This window comes from Methanothermobacter thermautotrophicus (genome assembly GCF_014889545.1).
Taxonomy (GTDB): Archaea; Methanobacteriota; Methanobacteria; order Methanobacteriales; family Methanothermobacteraceae; genus Methanothermobacter; species Methanothermobacter thermautotrophicus_A.
The window spans coordinates 30,713-54,366 of the sequence record NZ_QKOF01000003.1 but is presented as its reverse complement, the minus strand read 5'-3'; the positions used below and the strand labels follow the sequence as shown (position 1 = coordinate 54,366).

Here is a 23,654-nt window from a genome sequence, read left to right as displayed (position 1 = left end):
AAAACCAGATCCTTCACCGAAATGCCGCTCATGTGCTAAATGTAAAAAAATCAGTTTACTGGGCAACACAACACCTGCTTTAGATAATATTACCTATAATCTGGGGTGATAAACTGATAACTGGAAAAACCCGTGTAACCGGAATCATAGGCCACCCCCTGGGGCACAGCCTCTCACCCATAATGCACAACTCTGCCTTCAGAAGCCTCGGGATGGACTGGGTATATGTACCATTCCCTGTCAGGTCCCCTGACATCAAGGCAGCGGTTGAGGGCCTTAGGGCCATGGGAGTGCAGGGAGTGAACGTGACAATACCCCACAAGGAGGCCATCCTGGAGTACATTGATGATATCCATGGAACAGCAGCCCTGATAGGTGCTGTTAACACCCTGAAATTTGATGACGGAACCATCAGGGGATACAACACCGATGCTTCCGGGTGCTTGAAGGCCCTTGAGGAGGTGACATCCGTTGAGGGCTCATCCGTCCTCATACTCGGGGCTGGTGGCGCTGCAAGGGCCTGCGCATTCCAGCTTGCAGAGAGGGGAGCCTCGGATATAACCATACTGAACAGGACCCCTGAGAAGGCCCGGCACCTCGCAGAGGACATGGCAGATAAACTGGGCTTTGAGGCATCATACGGGGGCTATGAACTCATCCCCGGCTCCGTTAAATCAGCCGATATCCTCATAGACACCACACCGGTGGGCATGTATCCCAACACAGATGACCGGCCACTGGTGGAGGCTGAACTCATGCATGAGGGCCTTGTGGTCCATGACCTCGTATACAACCCCCTGAGGACGGTCCTCCTGCGGGAGGCTGAGAGGGCATCGGCCATTCCCGTATCAGGGATCCGTATGCTCCTCTACCAGGGCGTTGAGGCCTTCAGGATCTGGACAGGAAGGGATCCGCCCCTGGATGTCATGGAGGACGCCCTGAGCAGGGCCCTTAACACGAATCAGGGGTCCCAGGATAATTGACTATATTGATGGATGACAAACCTATAACGATCCAGTCCATGAAAAACACAGTTGATGGATCCGCGGTCCATGGACAGTGAAAACTCCATTAAACCTTATCGGTGATCATTATGAACGGACCTTGGGTAGAGAAATACAGACCACAGAAACTTGATGATATAGTAGGCCAGGAACACATAATACCACGTCTCAAACGTTACGTTGAAGAGAAGAGCATGCCGAACCTCATGTTCACGGGTCCAGCAGGTGTCGGTAAAACAACAACGGCCCTGTCCCTTGCAAGGGAGATACTCGGTGAGTACTGGAGGCAGAACTTCCTTGAACTCAACGCCTCAGACGCCAGGGGTATAGACACCGTAAGGACCAGCATAAAGAACTTCTGCCGCCTAAAACCGGTGGGCGCCCCCTTCAGGATAATATTCCTCGACGAAGTTGACAACATGACAAAGGACGCACAGCACGCCCTCAGGAGGGAGATGGAAATGTACACAAAGACATCCTCCTTCATACTCTCCTGTAACTACTCCTCAAAGATAATAGACCCCATCCAGTCAAGGTGCGCCATATTCAGGTTCCTCCCCCTGAAGGGTCACCAGATAATCAAACGCCTGGAGTACATCGCAGAGCAGGAGAACCTTGAATACGAGCCCCAGGCCCTTGATACCATCGTCTACTTCGCTGAGGGGGATCTCAGAAAGGCCATAAACCTCCTCCAGTCAGCTGCATCCCTTGGTGAGAATATAACAGAGTCAAGTATCTACGATGTCGTTTCAAGGGCCCGGCCCAAGGATGTGAGGAAGATGATAAAGACCATCCTTGATGGTAAGTTCATGGAGGCCAGGGACATGCTCCGGGAGATCATGGTCCTCCAGGGTATAAGTGGAGAGGACATGGTCACCCAGATCTACCAGGAGCTCTCAAGGCTCGCGATGGAGGGAGAGGTGGATGGTGAGAGGTACATAGGCCTGATAGACGCCATCGGCGAATACGACTTCAGGATAAGGGAGGGCGCCAATCCCAGGATACAGCTCGAGGCCCTCCTTGCAAGGTTCCTGGAACACACCTAAAGAGGTACATTAAATGTCATGGACAGAGAAATACCGGCCAGTGAGCTTCGATGAGGTGGTCGGGAACCAGAAGGTCATAGCCGAGATAAGGGAGTGGATCAAAGGGTGGAAGGCAGGGAAGCCCCAGAAGCCACTCCTTCTCCTTGGCCCCCCCGGGACAGGTAAGACGACACTCGCCCACATCATAGGCAGGGAGTTCTCTGATACCCTTGAACTCAACGCAAGCGACAGGCGCTCCCAGGAAGCCCTGATGAGGACCGCAGGTGAGGCTTCGGCGACCCGTTCACTCTTCAACCATGACCTCAAGCTGATCATACTTGATGAGGTTGATGGGATCCATGGAAATGAGGACCGTGGTGGTGTCCAGGCAATAAACAGGATCATAAAGGAGAGCAGACACCCCATGGTCCTCACAGCAAACGACCCCTACAGCAAGAGGCTGCAGAGCATAAAGCCCAGATGCAGGGTCTTAAACCTCAGAAAGGTCCACACATCATCCATAGCAGCCGCCCTCAGGAGGATATGCCGTGCTGAGGGTATCGAGTGCCCGGATGATGTGCTCAAGGAACTGGCAAAAAGGTCGCGTGGTGACCTGCGTTCAGCCATCAACGACCTTGAGGCCATGGCAGAGGGTGAGGAGCGCATCGGTGAGGAGCTCCTGAATATGGGGGAGAAGGATGCCACCTCAAACCTTTTCGATGCCGTCAGGGCCGTCCTCAAGAGCCGTGACGTTTCAAAGGTCAGGGAGGCCATGAGGGTGGATGATGATCCCACCCTTGTGCTTGAATTCATAGCAGAGAATGTTCCCAGGGAATATGAGAAGCCAGAGGAGATCAGCAGGGCCTATGATATGCTCTCACGTGCAGACATATTCTTCGGGAGGGCCGTGAGAACCCGGAACTACACCTACTGGCGATACGCCTCTGAACTCATGGGGCCGGGCGTCGCCCTTGCCAAGGAGAAGACCTACAGGAAGTTCGTCCGCTACACCGGTTCATCATCCTTCAGGATACTTGGGAAGACACGCAAACAGAGGAGCCTCAGGGACAGTGTCGCCTCCAAGATGGCCGGGAAGATGCACATCTCACCCAGGGTGGCCATATCAATGTTCCCCTACATGGAGATCCTCTTTGAGAATGATGAGATGGCCTATGATATCAGTGAATTCCTGGAGCTCACCGATGAGGAGATCAAACTGTTCAGGAAGAGGAAGATAAAGGCCCCTAAAAGGAAGAAGGCCCCCAGGAAAGCTGAAAGTAAGGTTGGGCCCCTTTACAGTCAGAAGAAAGATAATAAATCCCTCAAAACTTCTAAGAATCCCGGTAAATCCTCTAAAAAGGATGATGGGTCCTCTGAGAATGAATCATCCGGTAGTTCAGATGATAAGAAGCCTAAAGAAAAACAGACATCACTCTTCCAGTTCTCATAGTTCCAGAAAGGGCTTCAAAAGGTATCCTGGACCAACATTTTTTTAATTGCAGGCTGCTGCTGAGGGCAGCACAAATCAACCCTCAGCATCCATGGAAATGTCACAGGAGTCATCCAGCTCCCCCAGATACTCAAGGGACCTCTTCATCCTATCCCTGAACTGGGGGATGTTCCCATCAAAGAATTCAAGGAACTCCTTAACCAGTGGATCCTCTGTTACCTCGATTCTGGTCCCGCGCCAGGCCTCAATCCACTCTGCAGGGACCCCTGACAGGGGGTATATCCTTATGGGTGTTGATCTCATGTGATACCCTATCCTTTCACCTGAGAGCATATCCTCAAGTGCGGCTGCTATGGAGTGGTCAAGGGTCCCCGGGAGCACCCTGACATCACCTTCACCGATTCCTATACCGTACTTCCTGGTGTAGGGCTCAAGTATGATGTGGAGTACTGTGGCCATCTCACCATCTGCATCGATCATCACCTCTGAGCGTGGTCTGAGGTTGGAGGAGAGCACCCTGGAGGCCCTTGAGCATATCCTCTGGAATACCTTGGACCTCACAACATCCACGTCAGGGAACCTCTCCCTGAATAGATTCTCCCTCCTCCTGGAGAACCTGGAGAACCTCAGGTTGTTTATGAGGACCTCGTCTGGCATTACACTCACAAACCTCGTATCAACGCCTATATCCGAGAGGAACCTTAGCAATTCACTCCTTTCAGCCAACATACCATCTCCTGAAAATCCAGAGACCATTCATGGGAGACATCAGTCACAGCCCTGAACCCATGTATTCATGGGAGGGGTATTTATCGGTTGGGGTGGAAATCTGATAATGGAGGTGCATCAATGTTTGGATTTCTTGGCAGAAGGAGGGACGAGAGGGATGTTATTGAGGTTGAACCCGACGGTCCTGTTGACTGCATAGCAGATTTCACCTACAACTTCTACTGGCAGCACCTGGGTGAAAAGCTGGACCCCGATGAGAGGATTCCCGGGGCCAGCCACACCTTCAGGGAGGTTGTTGAACACCTCAAGGCTGGTGGCGAGGTCATTGTGAGGGGTGATGCCGGGCACAGACTGGCCTCCAGCATGGGTGCAGACCTCGCCTACTTCGGGGGCAGCGGAGGTGTGATGGACGCAGGGGTCGTTACCGTTGAGGGGGATGTTGACACCCGCATGGGCATAAGCATGGTCTCAGGCATCATATACGTGAAGGGCAGGGTAAGGGACCCCATAGGGAACATCGTTGAGGTCAGATCCGACAGGAGGGGCTACAAAAAGTTCATGTCAGTCACTGACATCATCAGAAATGGTCCGGGGGCTGAACCCATAAATGTGACCCTTGAACATGGGAGGATGGTCATAGATGATGGTCATGTCCGTGACACCCTCGGAGCCCGCCTGGATGTTGATGCGGAGATAATACACAGAGGCGACGTTGACCTCTCCACCGGGATACTCATGAGAAGGGGGACCGTCCGTGTCATGGGTGACGCAGGAAAGAATACCGGGGCGCTCCTAAGTGGAGGTACAGTCATCATCCATGGGGACTGTGACGACTTCTCGGGTATAGACATGAGGGGTGGTTATCTCATCGTGGATGGTGATGCAGGAAAATTCATGGGTGCCCAGAGGCGTGGTGGCGTGATCCTTGCAAGGAGGGGTAAACCGGTACCACCGACCAGTGAATCAGATTTAACAGGGGATGACAGAAGGGTGCTGATGGAGGCAGGACTCAGACCACATCTCTTCAGGAGATTCTCCTGAGTTGCCTTAATCATTATTTCGGTGCATAGGAACATCAATCATCACATAATTATCCAGGTGCCAATCAAATAACTACATCTCGTGTAATTGGTTCCCAGTGAAAAATAAAAAGGAAAAAAATAAATTTATTTTCTCATGGGACCGAAGTAGTAACCCAGTCCCAGGAGACAGAATATTCCAAGTATACCCACAATGGCGTATAGGGGACTGTTTGATGCTTCGGCAGCTCCGGGTGTTGATATCTCATAGGAGTGCCCCGCCTTCACCTGCCCCTTGCCTGGAGAAGCTGATGCTGTTTCTGTGGACTCTGAAACCATGGATGGGGCGCCTGATACACCTGCAGAGAGCCCTGGAGACCCACTACCTGTTCTTCCACCTGATGTCACTGAACCGTCTGCTGTGCCACCACCTGGTGTTGTGGTGGTTCCCTGGTCATTTCCATCAGAGCCGGATATCTCGCCGAGCATCCCTGAGATGGCTGCAAGCTCCTCCTGTGAAAGGTACACAAGACCCCTTGAATGGGCCTGCCTCACATATCCTGCAATCATCTGGAGGGCTGATGGATCAAACTGTGACCTGACGGAGCTGTCAAAGAGGAAGGTCTCGGCGATCCTCCTCCAGACGTCAGGGGATGCGACATCCACCAGGGCGTCACTCGTGAACAGATCCCTCACCTGCAGTGCTACTGACACACTTCCGGATGGTCCCTCACGGAGTTTGCCCTGTACCCATGTCGGGTTGAGTAGTGTAACTGCAAGGTCATCATAGGTTGACTCCTGCAGTGTCCTTATAAGGGGTGTACCGTAGGCTGTCCTTGCGATGTAGCTGTTTATGTTCCTCCCTGTGAGGTAGTTCACCATGAAGTTCACTGTGACTGATACCCTGTAGAGGCAGGTGCCCTCACCGGGTGCCCTGTAGGGCATTATGACCATGGTGGTGTCAACTGTCCGCAGGAGTGACTCCAGGAGTTTCGGGCTCTGGACTCCGTTTAAATCCCTTCCATAGGCATAGGAATAGTAGCTGAGGTATGTCTCAGCAAGCTGCTCTGGGGTCCAGTCGTCCCTTGACCAGAGTATCCTGTCGACACCTGCTCCATGGGGGTCCGCACCGGGTGGAAGTCCGAAGATCCTTGTCCTTGCAAGTCTATCTGCCCGGGCATCTGCAGCAGAAGTGTTCATTCCTGATGCAACAAGTTCGGCGAAGATGCCTGCCTTAAGTGCGAGGTAGTGCTTCCTGACATAGTTCATCTCAGATGACTCGTTGAGGTTGGCGATCCTCTTTATTGTATTGTCGATGACGTCCATGGTCCCGGGGATTGCGCCGCGGAAGTTGTGGAAGTCGCTTATCACAACGTCTATCCTTGGCCTTCCAAGTTCACTGAGGGGTATTATCTGTGTGCCTATGAGGGCTCCGCTCTCATAGACCGGTTTAACCCCAAGGAAGTAGAATATCGCTGCTATGCTCTGGCCACCCGTCGATATAACGTCAGCTATATCAACGGCCACCGTCTCAGGGTACCTTCCGCCGCTGGAATCCCTGTAGCGCCTGAGCATCTCCTCGGCAGCCCTGGATCCCATGACCACTGCCGCCGGGTCAGGGATTGATGATGGGTCGAAGGTGTACATGTTGCGGCCCGTTGGAAGGGTCTGCAGGTTGATTACCGGGCTTCTTGCCGGGACTGGCTGTATGAATTCACCGTTAAGTGCCATGAGGAGTGAGTTCATTTCATTGCTGGCGCTCATAATCAGGAGGTTCCTTATCTCATCCCTCCTGGCTGTCCTGTTCGCCGGGTCGAAGGATATTATTGCGTCTATGAATTTCTCAAGGGTTTCACTGTCCGGCAGTTCTCCAAAGGTGTGGAGGCCGTAGGGTGTCAGTATCCCTGAGAGTTCCTCGAGGTACTCGTGGAGCCTGTCTCTCAGGACACTGAAGGATGTTGAGCTGTTCACACCGAGCCTTGATTCAAGTCCTGCCCTCCTCACACCATCCCTTATGAGGGACTGGAGTGTGGTCATCCTCTCACTATCACCTGATGCCTCTGCTGTGCTGTAGGATCCCAGGAGATCTGAGAGTTCCTGGTAGACACCGTAGAGTTCTGTCCTCATGACCGGTGGGATGAGGTAGGAGATTGTGACGGCGTATGCCCTCCTCTTTGTGGGGTTTATGACCGCCTCCAGGGGATCCTCCATCTTGAGCAGGTGTATGTTTGGAATCGAACCGATCAGGGTGTTTGGCCAGTCATCCTCTGTCATGGCGTTCACGTGCCCCGGGAGGAGTTCCAGTGTACCGTGCTGTCCTATGTGGACCACTGCATCAGCCCTGAATCCGTTCTGGAGGTAGAGGTAGAAGGCTATGAACTGGTGTGTCGGTGGCAGTGTACCGTTGTTGAGTGTGCCGTTCCACCTCCAGACCGGCTGGGGCGCCAGGAGTATGTTGCCCATCATTATCCCGGGGATGACCATGCTGTTATTGTATACCATGATGTTCCCGGGTGCGGGTCCCCAGAGTGCTTCCACCTTCCCTCTGAGTGATGCTGGCAGTTTAGAATACCACCGGAGGTACTCTGAGACCGGGATGGTGATGCAGCCTGCATCAACGAGTCTCCTGAGTTCAGCCTGCGTCATGTTCCGGGGGTTCCTTCCGGCCCTGTTTATGAGTTCATAGATGGATTCCTGTGTCAGATTCCCCTTGCCTGTGCTGTAACCTGCCGTCCTCATGGCGAGGAGTATGTTGCTGAGGCTTCTGTAGAGGTTGAGGCCGTTGGTTGCTGGCATCCCCTCATCGTGTGTGCTGTCAAAGTAGACCACTGCTATCTTCTTGTCAGTGTTTGCCTTCTTCCTGAGGCTCACCCAGGCGAGTGTGCGGTCCACAAGCTGGTTTATGCCTGGCTCGTAGGCCACGTACTCCTTCAGTGTCACGCCTGTGAGCGGATCGGAGCCTGATATCCTGTTTCCCCCTATCAGTATGGGCTCTATCCGTCCCTGCATCTCGAACATTGCAAGCCAGTAGTATTCGAGGCCCCTCAGGCCCTGCTGTCGTGTGCTGTTCAGGTAGTCGTCGAGGGATGTCTGAAGGAAGACCGGGAGTGGTCCCTGCACCGGTACGTTGAGGTCTGTGAAGAAGGTTATGGTCTGGTTGTCTGGCCAGTACCCGAACTGGACACATGCAACAAGCGCATCTATGATTGAACTGTTGTTGACCATGAAGAAGCGCCTTGATGCCCCTATCGGGTCTGAACAGTAGAAGTAGGGTATCACGTTGAGTCCCCTGGATTCAAGTTTCTGGATCAGGGTCTCATAGACGTCCATGTTCCCGGCCAGGTAGTAGCGGTTAAGTATTGCCACGCCCACCCATGGGGCCCCTGGCCTGTACAGGGTTGTGTTCCTGTACCAGTCCCTGTAGGCTTCCCTGTCTGTGTATACCTGTGGTGACAGTGGATGGTACAGGAAGTCCTGCAGTCCAGGTACAAGTCTTGTATCATTGGCTGTGAGGTTCACGGCCCCGCTGAGCCTCAGGACCTCAAGGAGCGTCCTCTTTATGTTCTCACGTGAGAGTGCAGGTGCAGCCACCGGCCCGTAGGCTGGGAGGTTTGTCACGTTCACACCGGTCACATTGGGTTTCACAGGGCCGAGGACGAATATCCTGGCCCCTGGTTTAAGGCTGGATGCGAGGGCCTGGAGGTCGACAGGGGCATCGAATTCTGTGCCGTAACTCATACCGGTCGTGGGGTAACCTGGCCTTGTGAAGATGAAGAATATGTCGGCAGTCTTAAGGTCGTCTTTAAACCTGCTGGATGCCGTGGAGTTGAGGTTGAAGGTGTCCATGGTGTAGATCTTCAGTGTGAAGTTGTAGCCAGCGGGCAGGAGGTCCCTCTGGTAGGCTTCATTCATTATGGGGTCAACAGTCCCCACAACGCAGCCTGTCAGTAGAACAACCATCTCTGTATCCTTCAGCATCTTTGAGTCATTGTTAGACGTTGTGTTGTTGTCTGCTGCAGATACCGATGGGACTGAAATCAGTAGCAGAATCAATGCAATGAATAGAAATTTCTTCATATTTTCACCTCCTTAACTTTATCATAATTTTAATGTGTTATATCGTAATAGAATTGGACTCCACGATACTTAAATCTTAATTAAAATATTTAAAGTATGAATTATCTTAAAAAATGAAGGTGAAATGTAATACTCATTCAGTGAGGTTCAGTTTTCACCAGAAAAAAGGAGCTGTTTTAGGATGATCTGGTCCATGATCACCCCTAAAATGATTTTTCACTCGAGGACTATCTTCTCAAAGTACTCATCATAGGCCAGGTGAAAGTGGGGGAGTCTCATCCTGAGTTCATCCTCAAGTTCAAGTATCCTCCTGAATTCATCCCTGTCTGCAAAGCCTATGAGTTTCCTCTCCCAGGCCTCCCTGCACCTGAGGCTGCATGGTATGAAACCAGAGGGCATTATGATGGCACATTTACCCTCAGGGACTTCAAGTTCACTGACCTCTGAGAGATGGTCCTCGTCGATTGCGTACCTTGTATTCTGGGAGAAACTCCTGATGCAGCATTCAGGGTATCCCAGGAGTCTGCCTATGTTCTCATCGTCGCCACGGTAGACACCGAGCTCCGTTGATATCATTGGGTCCAGGGCGGGCCTCACCGGTGGACTGTACCTTGATGTTATCTCGATCTGAAGCTCAAGCCTTGACATGAGCTGGTTGAACTGGAAATCATCCATCCTGCAGACAACCTTCAGGCATTCCCTGCAGCCATCTTCCCTGATCCTCAATATCCTCTCATATATGTCCTCGAGCATGAAAACCACGTCTAACCTTTTACAGTGTATTCCACTATGAGGTCCTCACCCAGGGTGTAGGACCGTTTAAGTTCAAGTCTTATGGCGTCGGCCATCTCATCTATACCCTCACCATCCACGAGGGTCCTTGCATCCCTGCCCCCGACGATCATGGGAGCTATGCAGACCCGGACCTCATCCACGAGGCCTTCCTTCAGCATTGAGTAGTTGAGTGTTGATCCGCCCTCCAGCATAAGTTTCTCTATCCCCATACCGTGCAGCCGTTCAAGTAAGAGCTGGAGGTCAACCCTACTGGTCCCTGCAACCACCACTTCAGCCCTTTTTCTGAGCTCAGCAACCCTTTCAGCCGGGGCCCTCTCTGAGACACCTATAACCGTTGGGGCCTCATCATTGAGTACCCTGAAGTGTGGGGGGGTCCTGGCCCTGCTGTCAACCACGACCCTGACCGGGTTATCGCCGGGTGCGGCATCGACCCTGTGGACCGTGAGGCGGGGGTCATCTGCCAGTACCGTGTTTATACCCACCATTATGGCGTCACATTCCCTTCTGAGTTCATGGACCCTCTGGAGGTCCTCGTCGCCGGATATCTCAGAGCTCCCTGTTGCAGTTGCAATCTTACCATCCAGGGTCATTGCTGCGTTGAGTATAACGTATGGTCTCATGGTCTTCCTCCTCGGACCTATTTATAGACGTCATCCTATAAATTAATGTGGAATTTCAGGTCAAAAAATGATAAATCATGAGGAGGTTGAACCATGGTGAGGTACAGAAGGGGAATGGAGATACTCAACAGGATAAACAGGGAATCCTACAGCGCCCTCAGGGAGGAACTTGAGGATGTTGCACCGGACCTTGCACGCTTTGTTGCTGAATTTGCATACGGTGATATCTACTCCCGTGGTGTGCTTGACCTTAAAACAAGGGAGCTTCTAACCCTTGCAGCCCTCACAGTTCTGGGGGCTGAGGATCAGCTGAAGAGCCATGTGAGGGGAGCCCTCAACGCAGGGTGCAGTGAGGAGGAGATCATAGAGGTCATGATACAGATGGCCGTATACGCGGGTTTCCCTGCAGCCATAAATGGTGTGCTTGCAGCTAAGGAGGTTTTCATGGAGAAGAAATGACCCTGTTGAACACGAAATCCATTGCCAGAAAAGCTACTGACACCACTGCTTCATTGAGAAGAAACTGTCAGGGAATTGATTCTGAAAAGGAGAATAATACTGGGCCTCCTGGGATCACTATAAACCAAACACTCTTTCTGCATTTGCTGTTGTGATCCTGTCAACATCCTCAATGTCCATGTCCTTGATCATGGCTATCACCCTGATAGCCTCCTCCACGAAGACGGGCTCGTTACGTTTCCCCCTGAAGGGTGAAAGGTAGGGGCTGTCTGTCTCCGTTAACATGCCCTCAACAGGAATTTCCCTTACAAGTTCCATGTGGTGCTCTGAGAATGCCACAAGCGTCGAGATGGATATGTGATACCCCTCATCCAGTATCCGGCGGGCCGTTTCAATGCTTCCACCGTAGCAGTGAAAGATTACCTCGGGTATTCTGTATTCAAGGACAGTTTCAAGGGCCCTCTCCTCAGCGTCCCTTGCATGGACCACAAGGGGCATTTCATGTTCAGCTGCGAGTTCCACAAATACCCTGAAGGTCTCCTCCTGCCTCCTTCTGCCCTCCTCATCGTGTGTGTGGTGGAAGTCCATGCCTGTCTCCCCAACGGCCACTATAGCGTCAATGTTTGATTCTATCTGCGATACAACCTCCCCTATGATGTCTGGTCTCGCCTTTGATGCATCAACCGGGTGGAAACCCATGGTAGGATATATGAAACCCGGGTTGAGGGATGCCAGTTCAAGGGCCCTCCTGTTACCTCCAATACCAACCCCTGAATCTATAACAGCCCTCAATTTGCTCCTGGCCCTTTCGATTACCTCTTCACGGTTCCTGTTGAAGTCCTTGAAGTCAAGGTGACAGTGAATGTCTATAATGATGATACCTCCCATAATCAGTGATTAATACAGAGAACGTCTACACACCTCCCATGAACCAATGGGCTGTGCTAGACGCCGAATCTTCTCTCCCGCTGCTGATATGACCTTATGGCCCTTAAAAAGTCAACCTTCCTCAGTTCAGGCCAGAGGCTGTCGCAGAAGTAGAGCTCCGAGTAGGATGACTGCCAGAGAAGGAACCCGCTGAGCCTTTCCTCACCACTGGTCCTTATTATCAGGTGGGGATCCTCAAGGCCCGCGGTGTAGAGGTTCCTGTTTATCATGTCCTCGTCTATGTCCTCTGGATCTATCAAACCCGCCTTAACGTCCTCTGCAATCTTTCTTGTGGCGTCAACTATCTCCTTTCTTCCATCATATCCTATTGCTATGTTCACAAGGCGGTCGGAATAATGCTCTGTTGACCTCTCAGCGACCTCTATGGCCCTTCTGACATCCTCAGGGAGGAGTTCAAGTTTTCCAACTGCCCTGACCCTCACCCTGTTCTTATGTATCTTCTCATTGCTTGCTATGGCCTCGAAGTTCTCCTTGAAGAGCTTCATTAGGCCCTTAACCTCGTTTTCTGGTCTCTTGAAGTTCTCTGTTGAGAAGGCGTATGCGGTCACTATCTCTATCCCGAGGTCCACGCACCAGTCAAGGACCTTCTCAAGGGTTTCTATGCCCTTCTTATGGCCTTCTATGGGGTTCATACTACCCTGCAGCCTTGAGTATCTCCTGTTACCATCCATTATGATGGCTACATGCCTTGGCATCCTGTCCCTTCTGAGGTTGCGGGATAGGTACCATTCATACAGCTTGTAAAGGGGCTTTAAAGGTGACATCTCCAATCTACCCATAATAATTTCTGTCCATCCAGTCAGTTATAAGTTCAGCTTTCACAATTTTCATTCCATCCCATGGCAAGCCAGTGGGCGAATTCAAGTGCCCTCAGATAGCCTTCAACTGTCTGTGACCTTGATGTGTCAACAAAAATTCCATTAAATCCAAGGGCAACCGCTCCATAGCTCCTGGCAGTGCCAACCAGAACCAGTGATCTGAATATGAGGTTGCCTGTTATACCATCTGGTGCTATGATGACGTTACAGCCATCAGCCACGGCTTCCTCTATCAGTATATGGTAGTGCCTCACCCTATATTTATCCTTTATCATTGATGTGAGGAGTTCACCCTCATGGATTGACCTGTCAACTTCGGGTGACCTTCCAAGGTCCCCCCTCCTCCCCCCTGATATCACGCCCACTTTGGGCTCCTTGCCGGTTCTCTGGAGAAACTCAGAGGCTGAGACCGCAATTTTGAATCTATCATCAACCGTCCTCCCCTCATCTATACCCACCGGGGAGAGGAGGAATCCAGTGTCACCCACCTCTATCCATGACGCCCTGTTCAGGGGTCCTCCTCCTCTGAGTTCAGCCATTATGCTGGCGGCTGGGAGCGACCCTCTCACGTAGGCATCACCACCCCTTCTGAGTTCCTCTATGAATTCCTCCTCTGAGTGGACGAGTTCAACCTCAAAGTCCACCAGGGATGCAGCTCTCTCCATGTTCCTGTTCTCACCCACACCAGCCACTATCCTCATGGCTCCACCATCCACATAATAGCAAGATTAATATATGGGTCATGAGTATTAAATATTCAGTTTTTAATGGATGACAGCAAATAACTATATAAATATCTTCTGCATAAGATTTAGGTTAACAGAAAAATAATATCAAAGCGCAATTTTTTAATGAGTGCTCCCGCTGACACATTAAAAATCACTGAAAGGAAGGTAGAATTATGGATACCAAGAATAAGATAATTATCGGCCTTTTCATTGTAATCCTTGGACTTTCCATTGTGACCTATGAGAACTACATGACAAACTCACAGAACGTCTTTGTTGGAGAGAAACACGTACTTCTGCTCTGTGCCGATCCCAGCGAGCCACGGCCAGGTATAGGGGCCGTTGACATGGCCTTCATAATAACCATGAATGAGGGTAAAATCACCAATGTGACAGCCGTGTACCCCCACAACATGGCCCACCCCACAGCACAGCCCCCTGCATCACTGAGGGCACAGGGCGTCAGCAGGTGGTTCCTGCATGATGCCCTCTGGGAGAATGACACCGAAAGGGGTGCCAGACTGGCGCAGGAGATAGTGGAATACAATACAGGTATAAAAACGGATATAGTGGTCATAGTAACCCCCCAGGCCGTTGACGGCATACTGCAGTCCATAGGACCCGTCTACGTCGAGGGCAAGGGTTATGTTTCAGGAAACAGCATACAGTTCCTCAGGGAGGAACAGCAGCAGGGCGCAACCAGGGGCGTGGCGGTCCAGTCCCTCATGAAGGCCATGTTCAATGCAACAAAGGACCGCTCAAAGTACCTTGCAATGGTGAAGGCCGGTTTACAGCAGTACCAGCAGGGCAACATCGTCGTTGTGCCTGAGGGTGCCGTTGTGCAGTTCCTCATATCAACTGGCCTTGAAAGGGTGAGCTGATCCACCTTCTTTTTTATTAAATTTTCTTAGTATTCTAATGAATTTCATTGAATGATGCACAAAACTTAATTACCATAATGTAAATAGTAGTTCTGGGGGATCCAGTTGTCCGATGAAGGCGTCTCAAAAACAAGGGGCTACATTATATGTACAGAATGCGGGGGCTACTACCATCTTCAGGAGGATGAGAGCCCATCTGATTTTTCATCATGTGAATGTGGGGGTTCACTTGAATACTATGACACACTCGAGGATTTCTATGAGGAGGAGCTGGATGGGGAACCAGAGGAGACTGAAGGTGAACCCCATGATGAAAGTAAAAGGATTAAACTCCTTGAGGATCTTTCAAAAAGCATAGAAAATGAGGAGAAAACCCTCAGGGAGATAAAGACAGGGAAATGGTCCCTGATGGAATTCGTTGCTGAGAAGAAAATAATCGATGATGTTAAGGAGCAGAAGGAGATCGTTAACGAGCTCCTTGATGAGGAGATCATCGACAGCAGGCTGGTGAGTGGTGGAAGCAGGGAGGCAGAGAGTTTCATATCACAGGTGCGTGAGCAGAGGGAGTTCCTGGCTGAGGGTGAGGGAAACCTACTTAACAGCAGATCCCTCAGGACCGCCGTCACCGCACTCCTGATATTCATCGTTATATGCTTCCTCTACTTCTTCATAGCCATGAAGCTAACCTGAAAAACAGGTGTTCTTCCCTGCGTGGAAACCCACATGACATGCTGCTAATTCGCCATTCTGTAAATTTCAGCCAAAAAATAATAATTAATTTTTAAGGCCGCTGAGGACATCCTCTGCAGCCTCAATGGTAGTCTCTATGTGCTCTGACTCATGGGCAGCCGATATGAAGCAGCACTCAAACTGTGAGGGTGGTATGAAGACTCCCCTCTCAAGGAGGCCACAGAAGTACTCCATGAAAAGCCCTGTATCAGATTTTTTCGCGTCCTGATAGTCCCTGACCTCCTCCCCGGTGAAGTAGATCTGGAACATTGACGCGGGACCTGCGACCTGGTACTCGAGGTCCATGTCAGAGAGGAGGTCACGAAGACCAGCCCTCAGCATCGACCCCTTCCTCTCAAGGTCAGAGTACATCCCCTCATCAAGGATTCTGAGGGTCTGAAGGCCTGCAGTTACAGATACAGGGTTCCCGTTGAAGGTACCTGCCTGGTAGACGTTACCTGCAGGTGAAATATTCTCCATTATCTCCCTCCTGCCTGCAAGGGCCCCCATCGGGAAGCCACCTCCAACTATCTTTCCAAGGGTTACAAGGTCAGGTTCCACCCTGTAGTACTCCTGGGCGCCCCCTGGTGCAAGCCTGAAGCCCGTTATCACCTCATCAAAGATGAGGAGGATATCATTTTCACGTGTTATGTCCCTCAGGAACTGCAGATAGCCATTTTCAGGTTCTATGCACCCTATGTTTCCCATGACAGGTTCCACAAGTATGCATGCTATATCATCCACTGCCTCTATCAGTTCAACAATGGCCTCCTCATTGTTGAATGGTACTGTCAGGGTGTTTCTGACAGTATCCACGGGTATTCCCGGTGAATCAGGTGCCGTGGCTGCCCCTGAACCTGGCCTCACAAGTACGTAGTCATGGGCACCGTGATAGGATCCCTCAAATTTAATTATCCTGTCCCTTCCTGTGAAGGCCCTGGCGAGCCTCACAGCCGCCATGGTTGCCTCAGTCCCTGAATTTGTGAATCTTACCATCTCGGCGCATGGCACCCTCTCGATGATGGCCTCTGCAAGTTCTATCTCCCCCTCTGTGGGCACACCATAGGTCGTCCCCCTCTTTATCTGGTCATTAACTGCCTCAACTACACGTGGGTGGGCATGTCCCAGTATCAGGGGGCCGTAGGCCAGACAGTAATCGATGTACCTTTCACCATCCACGCTCTCAAGCATGCATCCACTGGCCCCCGCTGCAAAGAAGGGGTGGGGGTCGAACCTCCTCACAGGTGAACTCACACCACCTGGGAGGACTTTACTGGCCCTTCTGAAGAGTTCCTCCGATTTCATTTCAAAACCTCTAAACCTCTTTATCACTGGATAATGCAATAAGTGCATTCGCAGCAGCAACTGCCACGGGCGTACCACCCTTGGGGCCCCTGGTTATCATGTGGGGTATATCTGTGCCCCTGAGGGCCTCCTTGGACTCGGCAGCACCTACAAAGCCCACCGGCACACCTATGACTGCCTCGGCATCCATCAGGCCTTCAAGTGTGAGTTCAATCACCCTCATGAGGGCTGTCGGTGCGTTGCCTATGACCACAATCCCCCTGAATCCATGGCTTGCGGCGTACTCCATTGATGCCGCGGCCCTTGTGATGTCCCTCTCGGCTGCAAGCTCCCTCACAGCAGGTTCCCTTATGTAGCACTGGGAGGGCTGTGATATGCCTGCTCGGACCATTTCAATGTCTGTGAGTACCCCCCCTGAATTCCTGAGGGATTTCAGTGCCTCATCAACAAAGTCCTTGCTGAACTCTGTTAGCCGGGCATATTCCGGGTCGGCTGTGGAGTGGACTATCCTCTCAACTATGGCTGCCTCGCCTGGAGACAGAGATGATATGTCCCTGGAGATGAGTTCCCTCACTATCTCCCTGCTCTTCCTTGCTATCTCATAGCCCTGACCTGTGGATGCTCCCATCAAGTTATCACCTACGGCGTGAGCCTCCTCCTGTCCCTCGGGAAGAGGACCGTCTCCCTTATGTTTTTAACTCCAGTGAGGGTCATGTTGAACCTCTCAGCCCCGAGGCCCCATCCTGCGTGGGGTGGCATGCCGTACTCAAAGGCTGCAAGGTAACTCTCAAATGAATCAGGGTTCAGGCCCTGTCTCTTTATCTTCTCAACAAGGAGGTCGTGCTGGTGTACCCTCATGGCCCCTGAGGATATCTCAAGGTCCCTGTACATGAGATCAAAGGCGTGGCTCCTCTCAGGGTCATCCTCATCTGGCATGACATAGAATGGTTTTATGGCGGTTGGCCAGGACGTTATGAAGTAGTAGCCATCCATGATCTCACCAAGGGCCTTCTCAGCAGCTCTGGGAAGGTCTTCTCCGTGTTTCATTGGGACCCCCTTTGAGTTAACCAGTTCAACGGCCTCGTCATACTCAAGGCGCTCGAATGGTGTTTCAGGCACCTCCAGTGTCCTTCCAAGGGTTTCCAGGGCGTCAGAGCAGTGCTCATTCACATCCTCAATGACCCTCACAACAAGGTTTTCGAGTATCTTCATTACGTCCTCGTGGTCTGCGAAGGATGCCTCGATGTCTATTGATATGACCTCGTTGAGGTGCCTGAGGGTGTCGTGTTCCTCTGCCCTGAATATGGGGGCGATCTCGTAGACACGGTCCAGGCCGGTTGACATCATGATCTGCTTGTATAGCTGTGGGCTCTGTCCGAGGAAGGCCTCCCTCTCAAAGTAGGTTATGGGGAAAAGCTCTGTGCCACCCTCTGTTGCAGATGCAACTAGTTTTGGGGTGTTTATCTCGAGGAATCCCTGTTCTTCAAGGAATACTCTGACTGAATGCAGCATTCTGCTTTTTATCTTGAATATGGCACTTACGGATGGTTTTCTGAGGTCAAGGAACCTTGCATCGAGTCTTGTGTCTATCTCGGCCTTAACCTTCTCTGTGGGGTCCAGTGGGAGTGGCTGCTTTGATGTGTTAAGCACCTTGAGGAAGGAGGGTATTATTTCAAATCCACCCGGGGCTTTGTCTGACTCCTGCACCCTCCCCCCGAAGGCAACCACTGACTCCTTTTTGAGCTTCCTTATGGATTTGAAGAGGTCCTTTTCAATCTTTTTACTGGGTGCGGTTATCTGTATGAGTCCGTCCCGGTCCCTGAGGAGTACGAATATTATTCCTCCAAGGTCCCTTATCTCATGGACCCATCCCATAACCGTGACTTCCTCTCCATCCATCTCCGGTTCTATGTCCTTTGAGTAGTGAGTCCTTCTAAGATCTCCAAGTAACAATCAATCACCTCTAACAGTTTAAAGTGAGTTTAGGGTCTCTGATGAATCTGTGCATTATCAGAGTTTTAGATCAACTCAGTAATCAGTCCCTGAGCCTCCTCCTGAAGGATTCGGCATGGGCCTGGAGGCCCTCGTATTCTGCAAGTTTCAGGACGCTTCCCTTGAGGTTTTGGAGGCCCTCCCGGGTTATCCTCTGTACGGTTGGCTTTTTGATGAAGGATTCTGTGGAGAGACCCGAGTACATCCTTGCACAACCTGAGGTTGGAAGCACGTGGTTGGTGCCTGACCCGTAGTCCCCTGCAGCCACAGGGGACAGGTCACCCAGGAATATGGATCCGGCGTTACGGATACCCTCCAGTGTTTCTTCTGGAGAATCCGTCATTATAACAAGGTGTTCGGGGGCGTATGCATTGCTGAACTCCACAGCCTCATCGATATCGGCTGTTAAAACTATCATCCCGTACCTTTCAAGGGACTCCCTTATGATATTGGCCCTTTCCATGTATTTAATGTTTTCATGGACCATCCCCTTCACCTCAAGGGCAAGGTCCCTGGAGTCTGTTACAAGGACGCTTGCTGCCTGGGGGTCGTGTTCTGCCTGTGCAAGTATTTCGAGGGCGATGTACTCGGGGATGGCAGTTTCATCTGCGATTATGAGGACCTCTGATGGTCCTGCAGGGAAGTCTATGTCCACCTCACCGTAGACCAGTTTCTTTGCAGCGGTTACAAAGATGTTACCTGGTCCCACGATTTTATCGACCGATCTGATGGTTTCTGTGCCGTAGGCCATTGCTGCAACAGCCTGTGCTCCCCCAACACGGTGGATCTCATGGGCCCCCGCCATGTCGGCTGCCACGAGAACCGCATCGGGTACCGAACCGTCCCCTGCCGGCGGGGTGCAGCATACTATCCTCTCAACACCTGCTATCCTTGCAGGTATCACGGTCATGAGTATCGTTGAGGGGTACACAGCCCTTCCACCCGGGATGTAGCAGCCCACACTCTCAAGGGGGCGCACCACCTGGCCAGCCATGACCCCCGGTCTAACCTCGGACATCCAATCGGAGGGCATCTGCATTCTGTGGAATTCCTCAATGTTCATGGCTGCCTCCATGAGGGCCTCCTTAACCCCCTGGTCGAGGTTTTCGTGGGCCTCATCTATCTCCTCCTGGCTGACCCTGAAGTTATCAACGGTCACGCCATCGAATTTCTGGGTGAGTTCCCGGAGGGCGCCGTCACCACCCTCCCTCACCATGGATATGATGTCTGCCACTGGTCCGATGACCTCATCAACGTCAAGCCTTGCTCTTTCAACAAGTTCAGAAATCCGTCTGTGATCAAATTCTGTTATCTTCATCAGCATCCTCCAGTGAAAAAGTTAGGGTGAATGGTTAGTTTTATGGAGCCATTCCCTTTTAAGAATTTAGGGAAGCACCCCATCCACTTAATAATTTGAATAATTTCAGTAATATAAACATTTATTTATATGCTTTGACTTAAACCTTAGTTGATGGGTGGAATTTATCTCATGGAAAAGACTACTATTTGCAATTTTTATATTAATCTATGTTCGTTCTTTAATTTTGATAAGGGGGCATCCATTAGACCAAAATTTTTAAATAATAAGTTTAATACACACTTATAAGGAGACTGAGGCTGGTAACCATGTATAAGGATGAAATGATACAACTGCACCAATTTCTGGTATATGTCTTGAAGTACCTTGAGAATGGATATGATATAAAGGATGAATGCGAGGAGTACTTCTCTCTGAACATCAGCCCCCACCACATTCACCGTACCAAGGCCGAACATAAGTACGCTATTTTTGTGCTCTCAAGCGCCATCTCCGAGATCCTCGCCAAGAAGGAAGGTAACAATCTTCCACCAAATGTTGTGAATGGCCTCTCAGAGCTTGCAAGGAGATCAAGGAAAGAAGTAGTCAAGATGGAGGCCAAACTCGAGGCCAAGTAAACAGGTTTCTACTCTCACTAAAAACCCATTTTCCTCTGGTAGCCAGGAGTGGTGCCAGCCAGCTAAATATTACTCAAATCTACAATATTCCTACGATACCAGCCTCCTATTTTAATACCACCTAAACCCATACCTAATAACAGAGATACTAGCAGGTGTTTATTTATGAAGGCCACAGAAACCATGATCTGTCTTGTTGATGGAGAGCACTACCTGCCTGTGACAAGGGCAGCTGTTGAAACCCTTGACTCAATGGAGCACATTGATGTGAAGGCCCTGATCTTCATTGGTGGGACAGAGAAGCTCAGGACATCCTCACCTGAGGAATACACTGAAATGATGGGAAGGCCGGTCCACTTCGGTGATGACCCCCACAGGATTCCCTACAAACTCATAGGAGAACTCATAAGAAAGTATGGGGCAGACACCGTCATGGACCTCAGTGATGAGCCAGTCCTTGACTACTCCAAGAGGTTCAGGATAGCCTCAGTCGTCCTTGGTGAGGGTGCAGTCTACCGGGGCCCTGACTTCGAATTCCAGCCCCTGACAGAGTATGAGATACTTGAGAAGCCCTCACTCAAGATACTTGGCACAGGTAAGAGGATAGGTAAAACTGCAGTATCCGCCTATGCCGCCCGTCTGATCCATGAGCGCCAGTACAACCCATGTGTCGTTGCTATGGGCCGTGGGGGCCCTGAGGAACCTGAAATAGTCCATGGCGACCGGATCGAGATAACCCCCGAGTTCCTTATGGAGCAGTCAGATAGGGGTGTGCATGCAGCCTCTGACCACTGGGAGGATGCCCTCATGAGCAGGATACTCACTGTTGGCTGCAGACGATGCGGGGGCGGTATGGTGGGGGATGTTTTCATAACCAACATGAAGCGTGGCGCCGAAACCGCCAACAGACTGGATGCAGACTTTGTTATCCTTGAAGGAAGCGGTGCAGCCATCCCACCCGTGAAATCAAACCGCCACATAGTCCTTGTGGGCGCGAACCAGCCCCTCATAAACATAAAGAACTTCTTCGGGCCCTTCAGGATTAAGCTTGCGGATCTTGTTATAGTCACCATGTGCGAGGAGCCCATGGCAGGGGAGGAAAAGGTCAGGGAGATAGTCGAGTTCATTGAATCCATAAACCCCGAAGCTGAGGTCATAACAACGGTCTTCAGGCCAAAGCCCCTTGGCGAAATTGGGGGTAAGAATGTGCTCTTTGCAACAACAGCCCCTGACTCAGTGAAGGACCTCCTGGTTGAATACCTTGAATCAGAGTACAGCTGCAGGGTTGTGGGCACCACACCGCACCTATCAAACAGGCCCCTCCTTCAGAGGGACATAGAGAGGTACATAGGTGACGCTGATGTGATGCTGACTGAACTCAAGGCAGCTGCAGTTGACGTTGCAACCAGGGACGCCCTTGAGGCCGGACTCGAGGTCATCTACTGTGACAACATCCCCGTTGTTAAAGATGGTACCCAGGATGAACTTGATGAGGCAATAATCTCCGTCGTGGAAAGGGCGATAGCCGACTTCAACCTTAAAAAGACTCCATGAATTCCCATGTATCACTGCAGACCAGAGGGGGATGTTATTGGACGATGCTGATCTGAAGAAACTCCTCAGGTTCACCCTCACTGAGAAGAGGGTTATTGAGAAACTCCAGATCCCCCCTGATGCCTTCCTACCCCTTCTTTTCTCCATAAGATTCGGTGGGGACTGGAGTCTGAGGAAGAACTCCGGCAGGTTCATGGCCATAAAGGAGAAGGTCACCCGCTTTGATGAGGATGAGATGGTCGGCCGGACCCTTGAGATAGTGTACCTTTTTCTGAATCCCCGGATCATCAGTGAGGAGGGAACAGTTTACCGCTTTGAGAAGTGCGGTTCCAGGAACGAGAGGGAGCTTGTGATGAGACCCTACCGTGTTGTTGTGGATGGTGACTACATTTTGAGGGCCGTCCTTGACCCCCTTGACCTTAAGATCCGGCTTAAAAGGCTGGAAAAACCCCTCAAGTTCACAGGATCAGGTGCCTATGGCGTTGCCCATGAGATGGAGCACCTTGAGGGTGATGAATCGAGGGGCACCCCCTTCTGGGAATTTGAGTACGAGATAGAGGAGTGAACCGGGCAAACATCCATACCTGATAACTGAAGACACATGGCCATTATATCCGTAAATATAAATATGAACATCCATTCACATGTAAACTGAGGTGATTAAATGGATGAAAATAACTGCTGTGGAGATGCACAGAAGACCATCAGTGGATGCGGCTGCAGCTGTGGATTTCTTGAGTACCCTGACCAGTCAGAGGTTCCTGAACCTGAAACACCATCCACCGCAGCCAGCAGAGAATTCCTGAGCAGACTTGAGGATTACGCACGTTCACTCGGTATAGTCAACATAGGTTATGCGCCCATAACCCCTGCGGTTATCCTTGCAGATGATTTTAAGTACAGAAATGCTGTGGTATTCACATTGAAGATGGATGATGAACTGATAGGCACCCCTCCCGGTGAGGAGGCCCAGTCCCTGAATGACAGACTCTACGATGAACTTGCCGATTTAACCTTCAGGCTTTCAGATTACCTCAGAGAGAATGGATACGGTGCCGTGGCCATCCACCCCATGAGTGGACTCCTGGATCTCACATCCCTGGCCCAGAATGCAGGTATTGGTTTTAAGGGGACTAACGGCCTTCTCATAGGTCCAGAAAATGGCCCGGCCCAGAAGGTATCCGCAGTGCTCACGAGCATATCCAACCTTCCTCAGAAGGCCAGTGAGCATTCATGGATCCCTGAGTACTGTTCAAGGTGCGGTAAATGCATAAAGGCCTGTCCTGAGGATGCCCTGGTGGAGGTAGATACCTGCTGTGGATCCACAGTTCTGCTCCTTGAGGATAGATGCCTTGGATGCAGTGAGGGATGCACCTACTGCATAGAGAGCTGTCCATTCTACAGTAAGGGCTATGAAACGGTCCGATCAAAATTCATGAAGTTAAGGCAGAAGCTGGAAGAAAGGACAAATGATAAGGCCTAATCTTTGAGAACCTCCTTTATCATCACAAAAAAAATTCAAATCAAGATCAGCCATGAGTCCACTCCCCATAAAAAACTTGCATAATTTAATAATGAGTTTCAAC

22 protein-coding genes are annotated in these 23,654 nt (G+C 51.0%); 11 read left to right on the top strand and 11 right to left on the bottom strand.

Going from position 1 to position 23,654, the window contains the following annotated elements; genetic code table 11:
* Nucleotides 1-113 precede the first annotated feature (113 nt).
* From DNK57_RS01150 to DNK57_RS01140, 3 genes are all read left to right on the top strand, one after another.
* The gene (locus DNK57_RS01150; protein WP_192961407.1) at nt 114-983 is read left to right on the top strand and encodes a shikimate dehydrogenase; all 870 of its coding nucleotides are present in this window, start codon (nt 114-116) and stop codon (nt 981-983) included.
* A gap of 110 nt (nt 984-1,093) precedes the next feature.
* A complete protein-coding gene (locus tag DNK57_RS01145; RefSeq protein ID WP_192961231.1) occupies nt 1,094-2,050 on the top strand; it encodes a replication factor C small subunit in 957 nt (318 codons plus the stop codon).
* A 13-nt stretch (nt 2,051-2,063) separates the two neighbouring features.
* Complete coding sequence (locus tag DNK57_RS01140; protein ID WP_192961230.1) at nt 2,064-3,479, top strand: replication factor C large subunit; 1,416 nt, start codon at nt 2,064-2,066, stop codon at nt 3,477-3,479.
* Between the two features lie 75 nt (nt 3,480-3,554).
* On the opposite strand, the gene DNK57_RS01135 is transcribed toward DNK57_RS01140, so the two are convergent.
* The gene (locus tag DNK57_RS01135; RefSeq protein ID WP_226890928.1) at nt 3,555-4,208 is read right to left on the bottom strand and encodes a hypothetical protein; all 654 of its coding nucleotides are present in this window, start codon (nt 4,206-4,208) and stop codon (nt 3,555-3,557) included.
* A 120-nt stretch (nt 4,209-4,328) separates the two neighbouring features.
* On the opposite strand from DNK57_RS01135, the gene DNK57_RS01130 reads away from it, so the two are divergent.
* Nucleotides 4,329-5,249 carry a hypothetical protein gene (locus tag DNK57_RS01130; protein WP_192961228.1) on the top strand — a complete coding sequence of 307 codons (921 nt, stop codon included), beginning with the start codon at nt 4,329-4,331 and terminating at the stop codon, nt 5,247-5,249.
* A gap of 125 nt (nt 5,250-5,374) precedes the next feature.
* Here the strand turns inward: DNK57_RS01130 and DNK57_RS01125 are convergent, their stop codons facing one another.
* The 3 genes from DNK57_RS01125 to DNK57_RS01115 form a co-directional block, all read right to left on the bottom strand.
* Nucleotides 5,375-9,304, bottom strand: coding sequence for a cobaltochelatase subunit CobN (locus DNK57_RS01125; protein ID WP_192961227.1), 3,930 nt, complete (start codon nt 9,302-9,304; stop codon nt 5,375-5,377).
* 216 nt (nt 9,305-9,520) lie between these two features.
* Nucleotides 9,521-10,057, bottom strand: a complete 537-nt coding sequence (locus DNK57_RS01120; RefSeq protein ID WP_192961226.1) for a DUF483 domain-containing protein — start codon at nt 10,055-10,057, stop codon at nt 9,521-9,523.
* A gap of 11 nt (nt 10,058-10,068) precedes the next feature.
* The gene (locus tag DNK57_RS01115; RefSeq protein WP_192961225.1) at nt 10,069-10,719 is read right to left on the bottom strand and encodes a 2,5-diamino-6-(ribosylamino)-4(3H)-pyrimidinone 5'-phosphate reductase; all 651 of its coding nucleotides are present in this window, start codon (nt 10,717-10,719) and stop codon (nt 10,069-10,071) included.
* A 93-nt stretch (nt 10,720-10,812) separates the two neighbouring features.
* Between DNK57_RS01115 and DNK57_RS01110 the strand changes: the two genes are divergently transcribed.
* On the top strand, nt 10,813-11,178 hold the full coding sequence (locus tag DNK57_RS01110; protein ID WP_192961224.1) for a carboxymuconolactone decarboxylase family protein: 366 nt from the start codon (nt 10,813-10,815) through the stop codon (nt 11,176-11,178).
* A gap of 117 nt (nt 11,179-11,295) precedes the next feature.
* Here DNK57_RS01110 and DNK57_RS01105 read toward each other — a convergent pair whose 3' ends face one another.
* Genes DNK57_RS01105 through mtxX form a run of 3 tightly spaced genes read right to left on the bottom strand, consistent with a single transcriptional unit; the run spans nt 11,296 to nt 13,645 of the window.
* Nucleotides 11,296-12,066 (bottom strand): TatD family hydrolase, encoded by a 771-nt coding sequence (locus DNK57_RS01105; RefSeq protein ID WP_192961223.1) that lies wholly within the window; start codon nt 12,064-12,066, stop codon nt 11,296-11,298.
* Between the two features lie 56 nt (nt 12,067-12,122).
* Complete coding sequence (uppS, locus tag DNK57_RS01100) at nt 12,123-12,890, bottom strand: polyprenyl diphosphate synthase (RefSeq protein ID WP_192961406.1); 768 nt, start codon at nt 12,888-12,890, stop codon at nt 12,123-12,125.
* A gap of 47 nt (nt 12,891-12,937) precedes the next feature.
* A complete protein-coding gene (gene mtxX, locus DNK57_RS01095) occupies nt 12,938-13,645 on the bottom strand; it encodes a methanogenesis marker protein Mmp4/MtxX (protein WP_192961222.1) in 708 nt (235 codons plus the stop codon).
* Nucleotides 13,646-13,845: 200 nt separating this feature from the next.
* Here mtxX and DNK57_RS01090 point away from each other — a divergent pair, with 200 nt between their 5' ends.
* Complete coding sequence (locus DNK57_RS01090) at nt 13,846-14,553, top strand: DUF4012 domain-containing protein (RefSeq protein ID WP_192961221.1); 708 nt, start codon at nt 13,846-13,848, stop codon at nt 14,551-14,553.
* Nucleotides 14,554-14,658: 105 nt separating this feature from the next.
* Nucleotides 14,659-15,243 (top strand): hypothetical protein, encoded by a 585-nt coding sequence (locus DNK57_RS01085; RefSeq protein ID WP_192961220.1) that lies wholly within the window; start codon nt 14,659-14,661, stop codon nt 15,241-15,243.
* An 84-nt stretch (nt 15,244-15,327) separates the two neighbouring features.
* Here the strand turns inward: DNK57_RS01085 and hemL are convergent, their stop codons facing one another.
* The 4 genes from hemL to hisD form a co-directional block, all read right to left on the bottom strand.
* Nucleotides 15,328-16,587, bottom strand: a complete 1,260-nt coding sequence (hemL, locus tag DNK57_RS01080; RefSeq protein WP_192961219.1) for a glutamate-1-semialdehyde 2,1-aminomutase — start codon at nt 16,585-16,587, stop codon at nt 15,328-15,330.
* Between the two features lie 10 nt (nt 16,588-16,597).
* Nucleotides 16,598-17,215, bottom strand: a complete 618-nt coding sequence (locus DNK57_RS01075; RefSeq protein ID WP_192961218.1) for a cobalt-precorrin-8 methylmutase — start codon at nt 17,213-17,215, stop codon at nt 16,598-16,600.
* 11 nt (nt 17,216-17,226) lie between these two features.
* A complete protein-coding gene (gene aspS / locus DNK57_RS01070) occupies nt 17,227-18,540 on the bottom strand; it encodes an aspartate--tRNA(Asn) ligase (RefSeq protein WP_192961217.1) in 1,314 nt (437 codons plus the stop codon).
* Nucleotides 18,541-18,622: 82 nt separating this feature from the next.
* Nucleotides 18,623-19,897 (bottom strand): histidinol dehydrogenase, encoded by a 1,275-nt coding sequence (gene hisD, locus DNK57_RS01065; protein WP_192961216.1) that lies wholly within the window; start codon nt 19,895-19,897, stop codon nt 18,623-18,625.
* 308 nt (nt 19,898-20,205) lie between these two features.
* On the opposite strand from hisD, the gene DNK57_RS01060 reads away from it, so the two are divergent.
* The 4 genes from DNK57_RS01060 to DNK57_RS01045 all read left to right on the top strand — a co-directional run bounded on the left by DNK57_RS01060 (nt 20,206) and on the right by DNK57_RS01045 (nt 23,551).
* Nucleotides 20,206-20,514, top strand: coding sequence for a UPF0058 family protein (locus DNK57_RS01060; RefSeq protein ID WP_192961215.1), 309 nt, complete (start codon nt 20,206-20,208; stop codon nt 20,512-20,514).
* A 165-nt stretch (nt 20,515-20,679) separates the two neighbouring features.
* Nucleotides 20,680-22,068 (top strand): cyclic 2,3-diphosphoglycerate synthase, encoded by a 1,389-nt coding sequence (locus tag DNK57_RS01055; RefSeq protein ID WP_192961214.1) that lies wholly within the window; start codon nt 20,680-20,682, stop codon nt 22,066-22,068.
* A 31-nt stretch (nt 22,069-22,099) separates the two neighbouring features.
* Nucleotides 22,100-22,633 (top strand): putative ATP-dependent zinc protease, encoded by a 534-nt coding sequence (locus DNK57_RS01050; protein WP_226890927.1) that lies wholly within the window; start codon nt 22,100-22,102, stop codon nt 22,631-22,633.
* Between the two features lie 99 nt (nt 22,634-22,732).
* Nucleotides 22,733-23,551: a 4Fe-4S binding protein gene (locus DNK57_RS01045; RefSeq protein ID WP_192961212.1), complete on the top strand. Its 819-nt coding sequence runs from the start codon at nt 22,733-22,735 to the stop codon at nt 23,549-23,551.
* Nucleotides 23,552-23,654 lie beyond the last annotated feature (103 nt).

Bases quoted from the DNA above. Each gene is read 5' to 3' on its own strand.
- DNK57_RS01075 (WP_192961218.1), bottom strand. From the start codon at position 17,215: ATGGGAGCATCCACAGGTCAGGGCTATGAGATAGCAAGGAAGAGCAGG.
- DNK57_RS01120 (WP_192961226.1), bottom strand. From the start codon at position 10,057: ATGCTCGAGGACATATATGAGAGGATATTGAGGATCAGGGAAGATGGC.
- DNK57_RS01060 (WP_192961215.1), top strand. From the start codon at position 20,206: ATGTATAAGGATGAAATGATACAACTGCACCAATTTCTGGTATATGTC.
- hemL (WP_192961219.1), bottom strand. From the start codon at position 16,587: ATGAAATCGGAGGAACTCTTCAGAAGGGCCAGTAAAGTCCTCCCAGGT.
- DNK57_RS01105 (WP_192961223.1), bottom strand. From the start codon at position 12,066: ATGGGAGGTATCATCATTATAGACATTCACTGTCACCTTGACTTCAAG.
- DNK57_RS01115 (WP_192961225.1), bottom strand. From the start codon at position 10,719: ATGAGACCATACGTTATACTCAACGCAGCAATGACCCTGGATGGTAAG.
- DNK57_RS01140 (WP_192961230.1), top strand. From the start codon at position 2,064: ATGTCATGGACAGAGAAATACCGGCCAGTGAGCTTCGATGAGGTGGTC.
- uppS (WP_192961406.1), bottom strand. From the start codon at position 12,890: ATGTCACCTTTAAAGCCCCTTTACAAGCTGTATGAATGGTACCTATCC.
- DNK57_RS01055 (WP_192961214.1), top strand. From the start codon at position 20,680: ATGAAGGCCACAGAAACCATGATCTGTCTTGTTGATGGAGAGCACTAC.
- DNK57_RS01135 (WP_226890928.1), bottom strand. From the start codon at position 4,208: ATGTTGGCTGAAAGGAGTGAATTGCTAAGGTTCCTCTCGGATATAGGC.
- DNK57_RS01130 (WP_192961228.1), top strand. From the start codon at position 4,329: ATGTTTGGATTTCTTGGCAGAAGGAGGGACGAGAGGGATGTTATTGAG.
- DNK57_RS01090 (WP_192961221.1), top strand. From the start codon at position 13,846: ATGGATACCAAGAATAAGATAATTATCGGCCTTTTCATTGTAATCCTT.
- hisD (WP_192961216.1), bottom strand. From the start codon at position 19,897: ATGAAGATAACAGAATTTGATCACAGACGGATTTCTGAACTTGTTGAA.
- mtxX (WP_192961222.1), bottom strand. From the start codon at position 13,645: ATGAGGATAGTGGCTGGTGTGGGTGAGAACAGGAACATGGAGAGAGCT.
- DNK57_RS01125 (WP_192961227.1), bottom strand. From the start codon at position 9,304: ATGAAGAAATTTCTATTCATTGCATTGATTCTGCTACTGATTTCAGTC.
- DNK57_RS01050 (WP_226890927.1), top strand. From the start codon at position 22,100: ATGTTATTGGACGATGCTGATCTGAAGAAACTCCTCAGGTTCACCCTC.
- DNK57_RS01145 (WP_192961231.1), top strand. From the start codon at position 1,094: ATGAACGGACCTTGGGTAGAGAAATACAGACCACAGAAACTTGATGAT.
- DNK57_RS01045 (WP_192961212.1), top strand. From the start codon at position 22,733: ATGGATGAAAATAACTGCTGTGGAGATGCACAGAAGACCATCAGTGGA.
- DNK57_RS01110 (WP_192961224.1), top strand. From the start codon at position 10,813: ATGGTGAGGTACAGAAGGGGAATGGAGATACTCAACAGGATAAACAGG.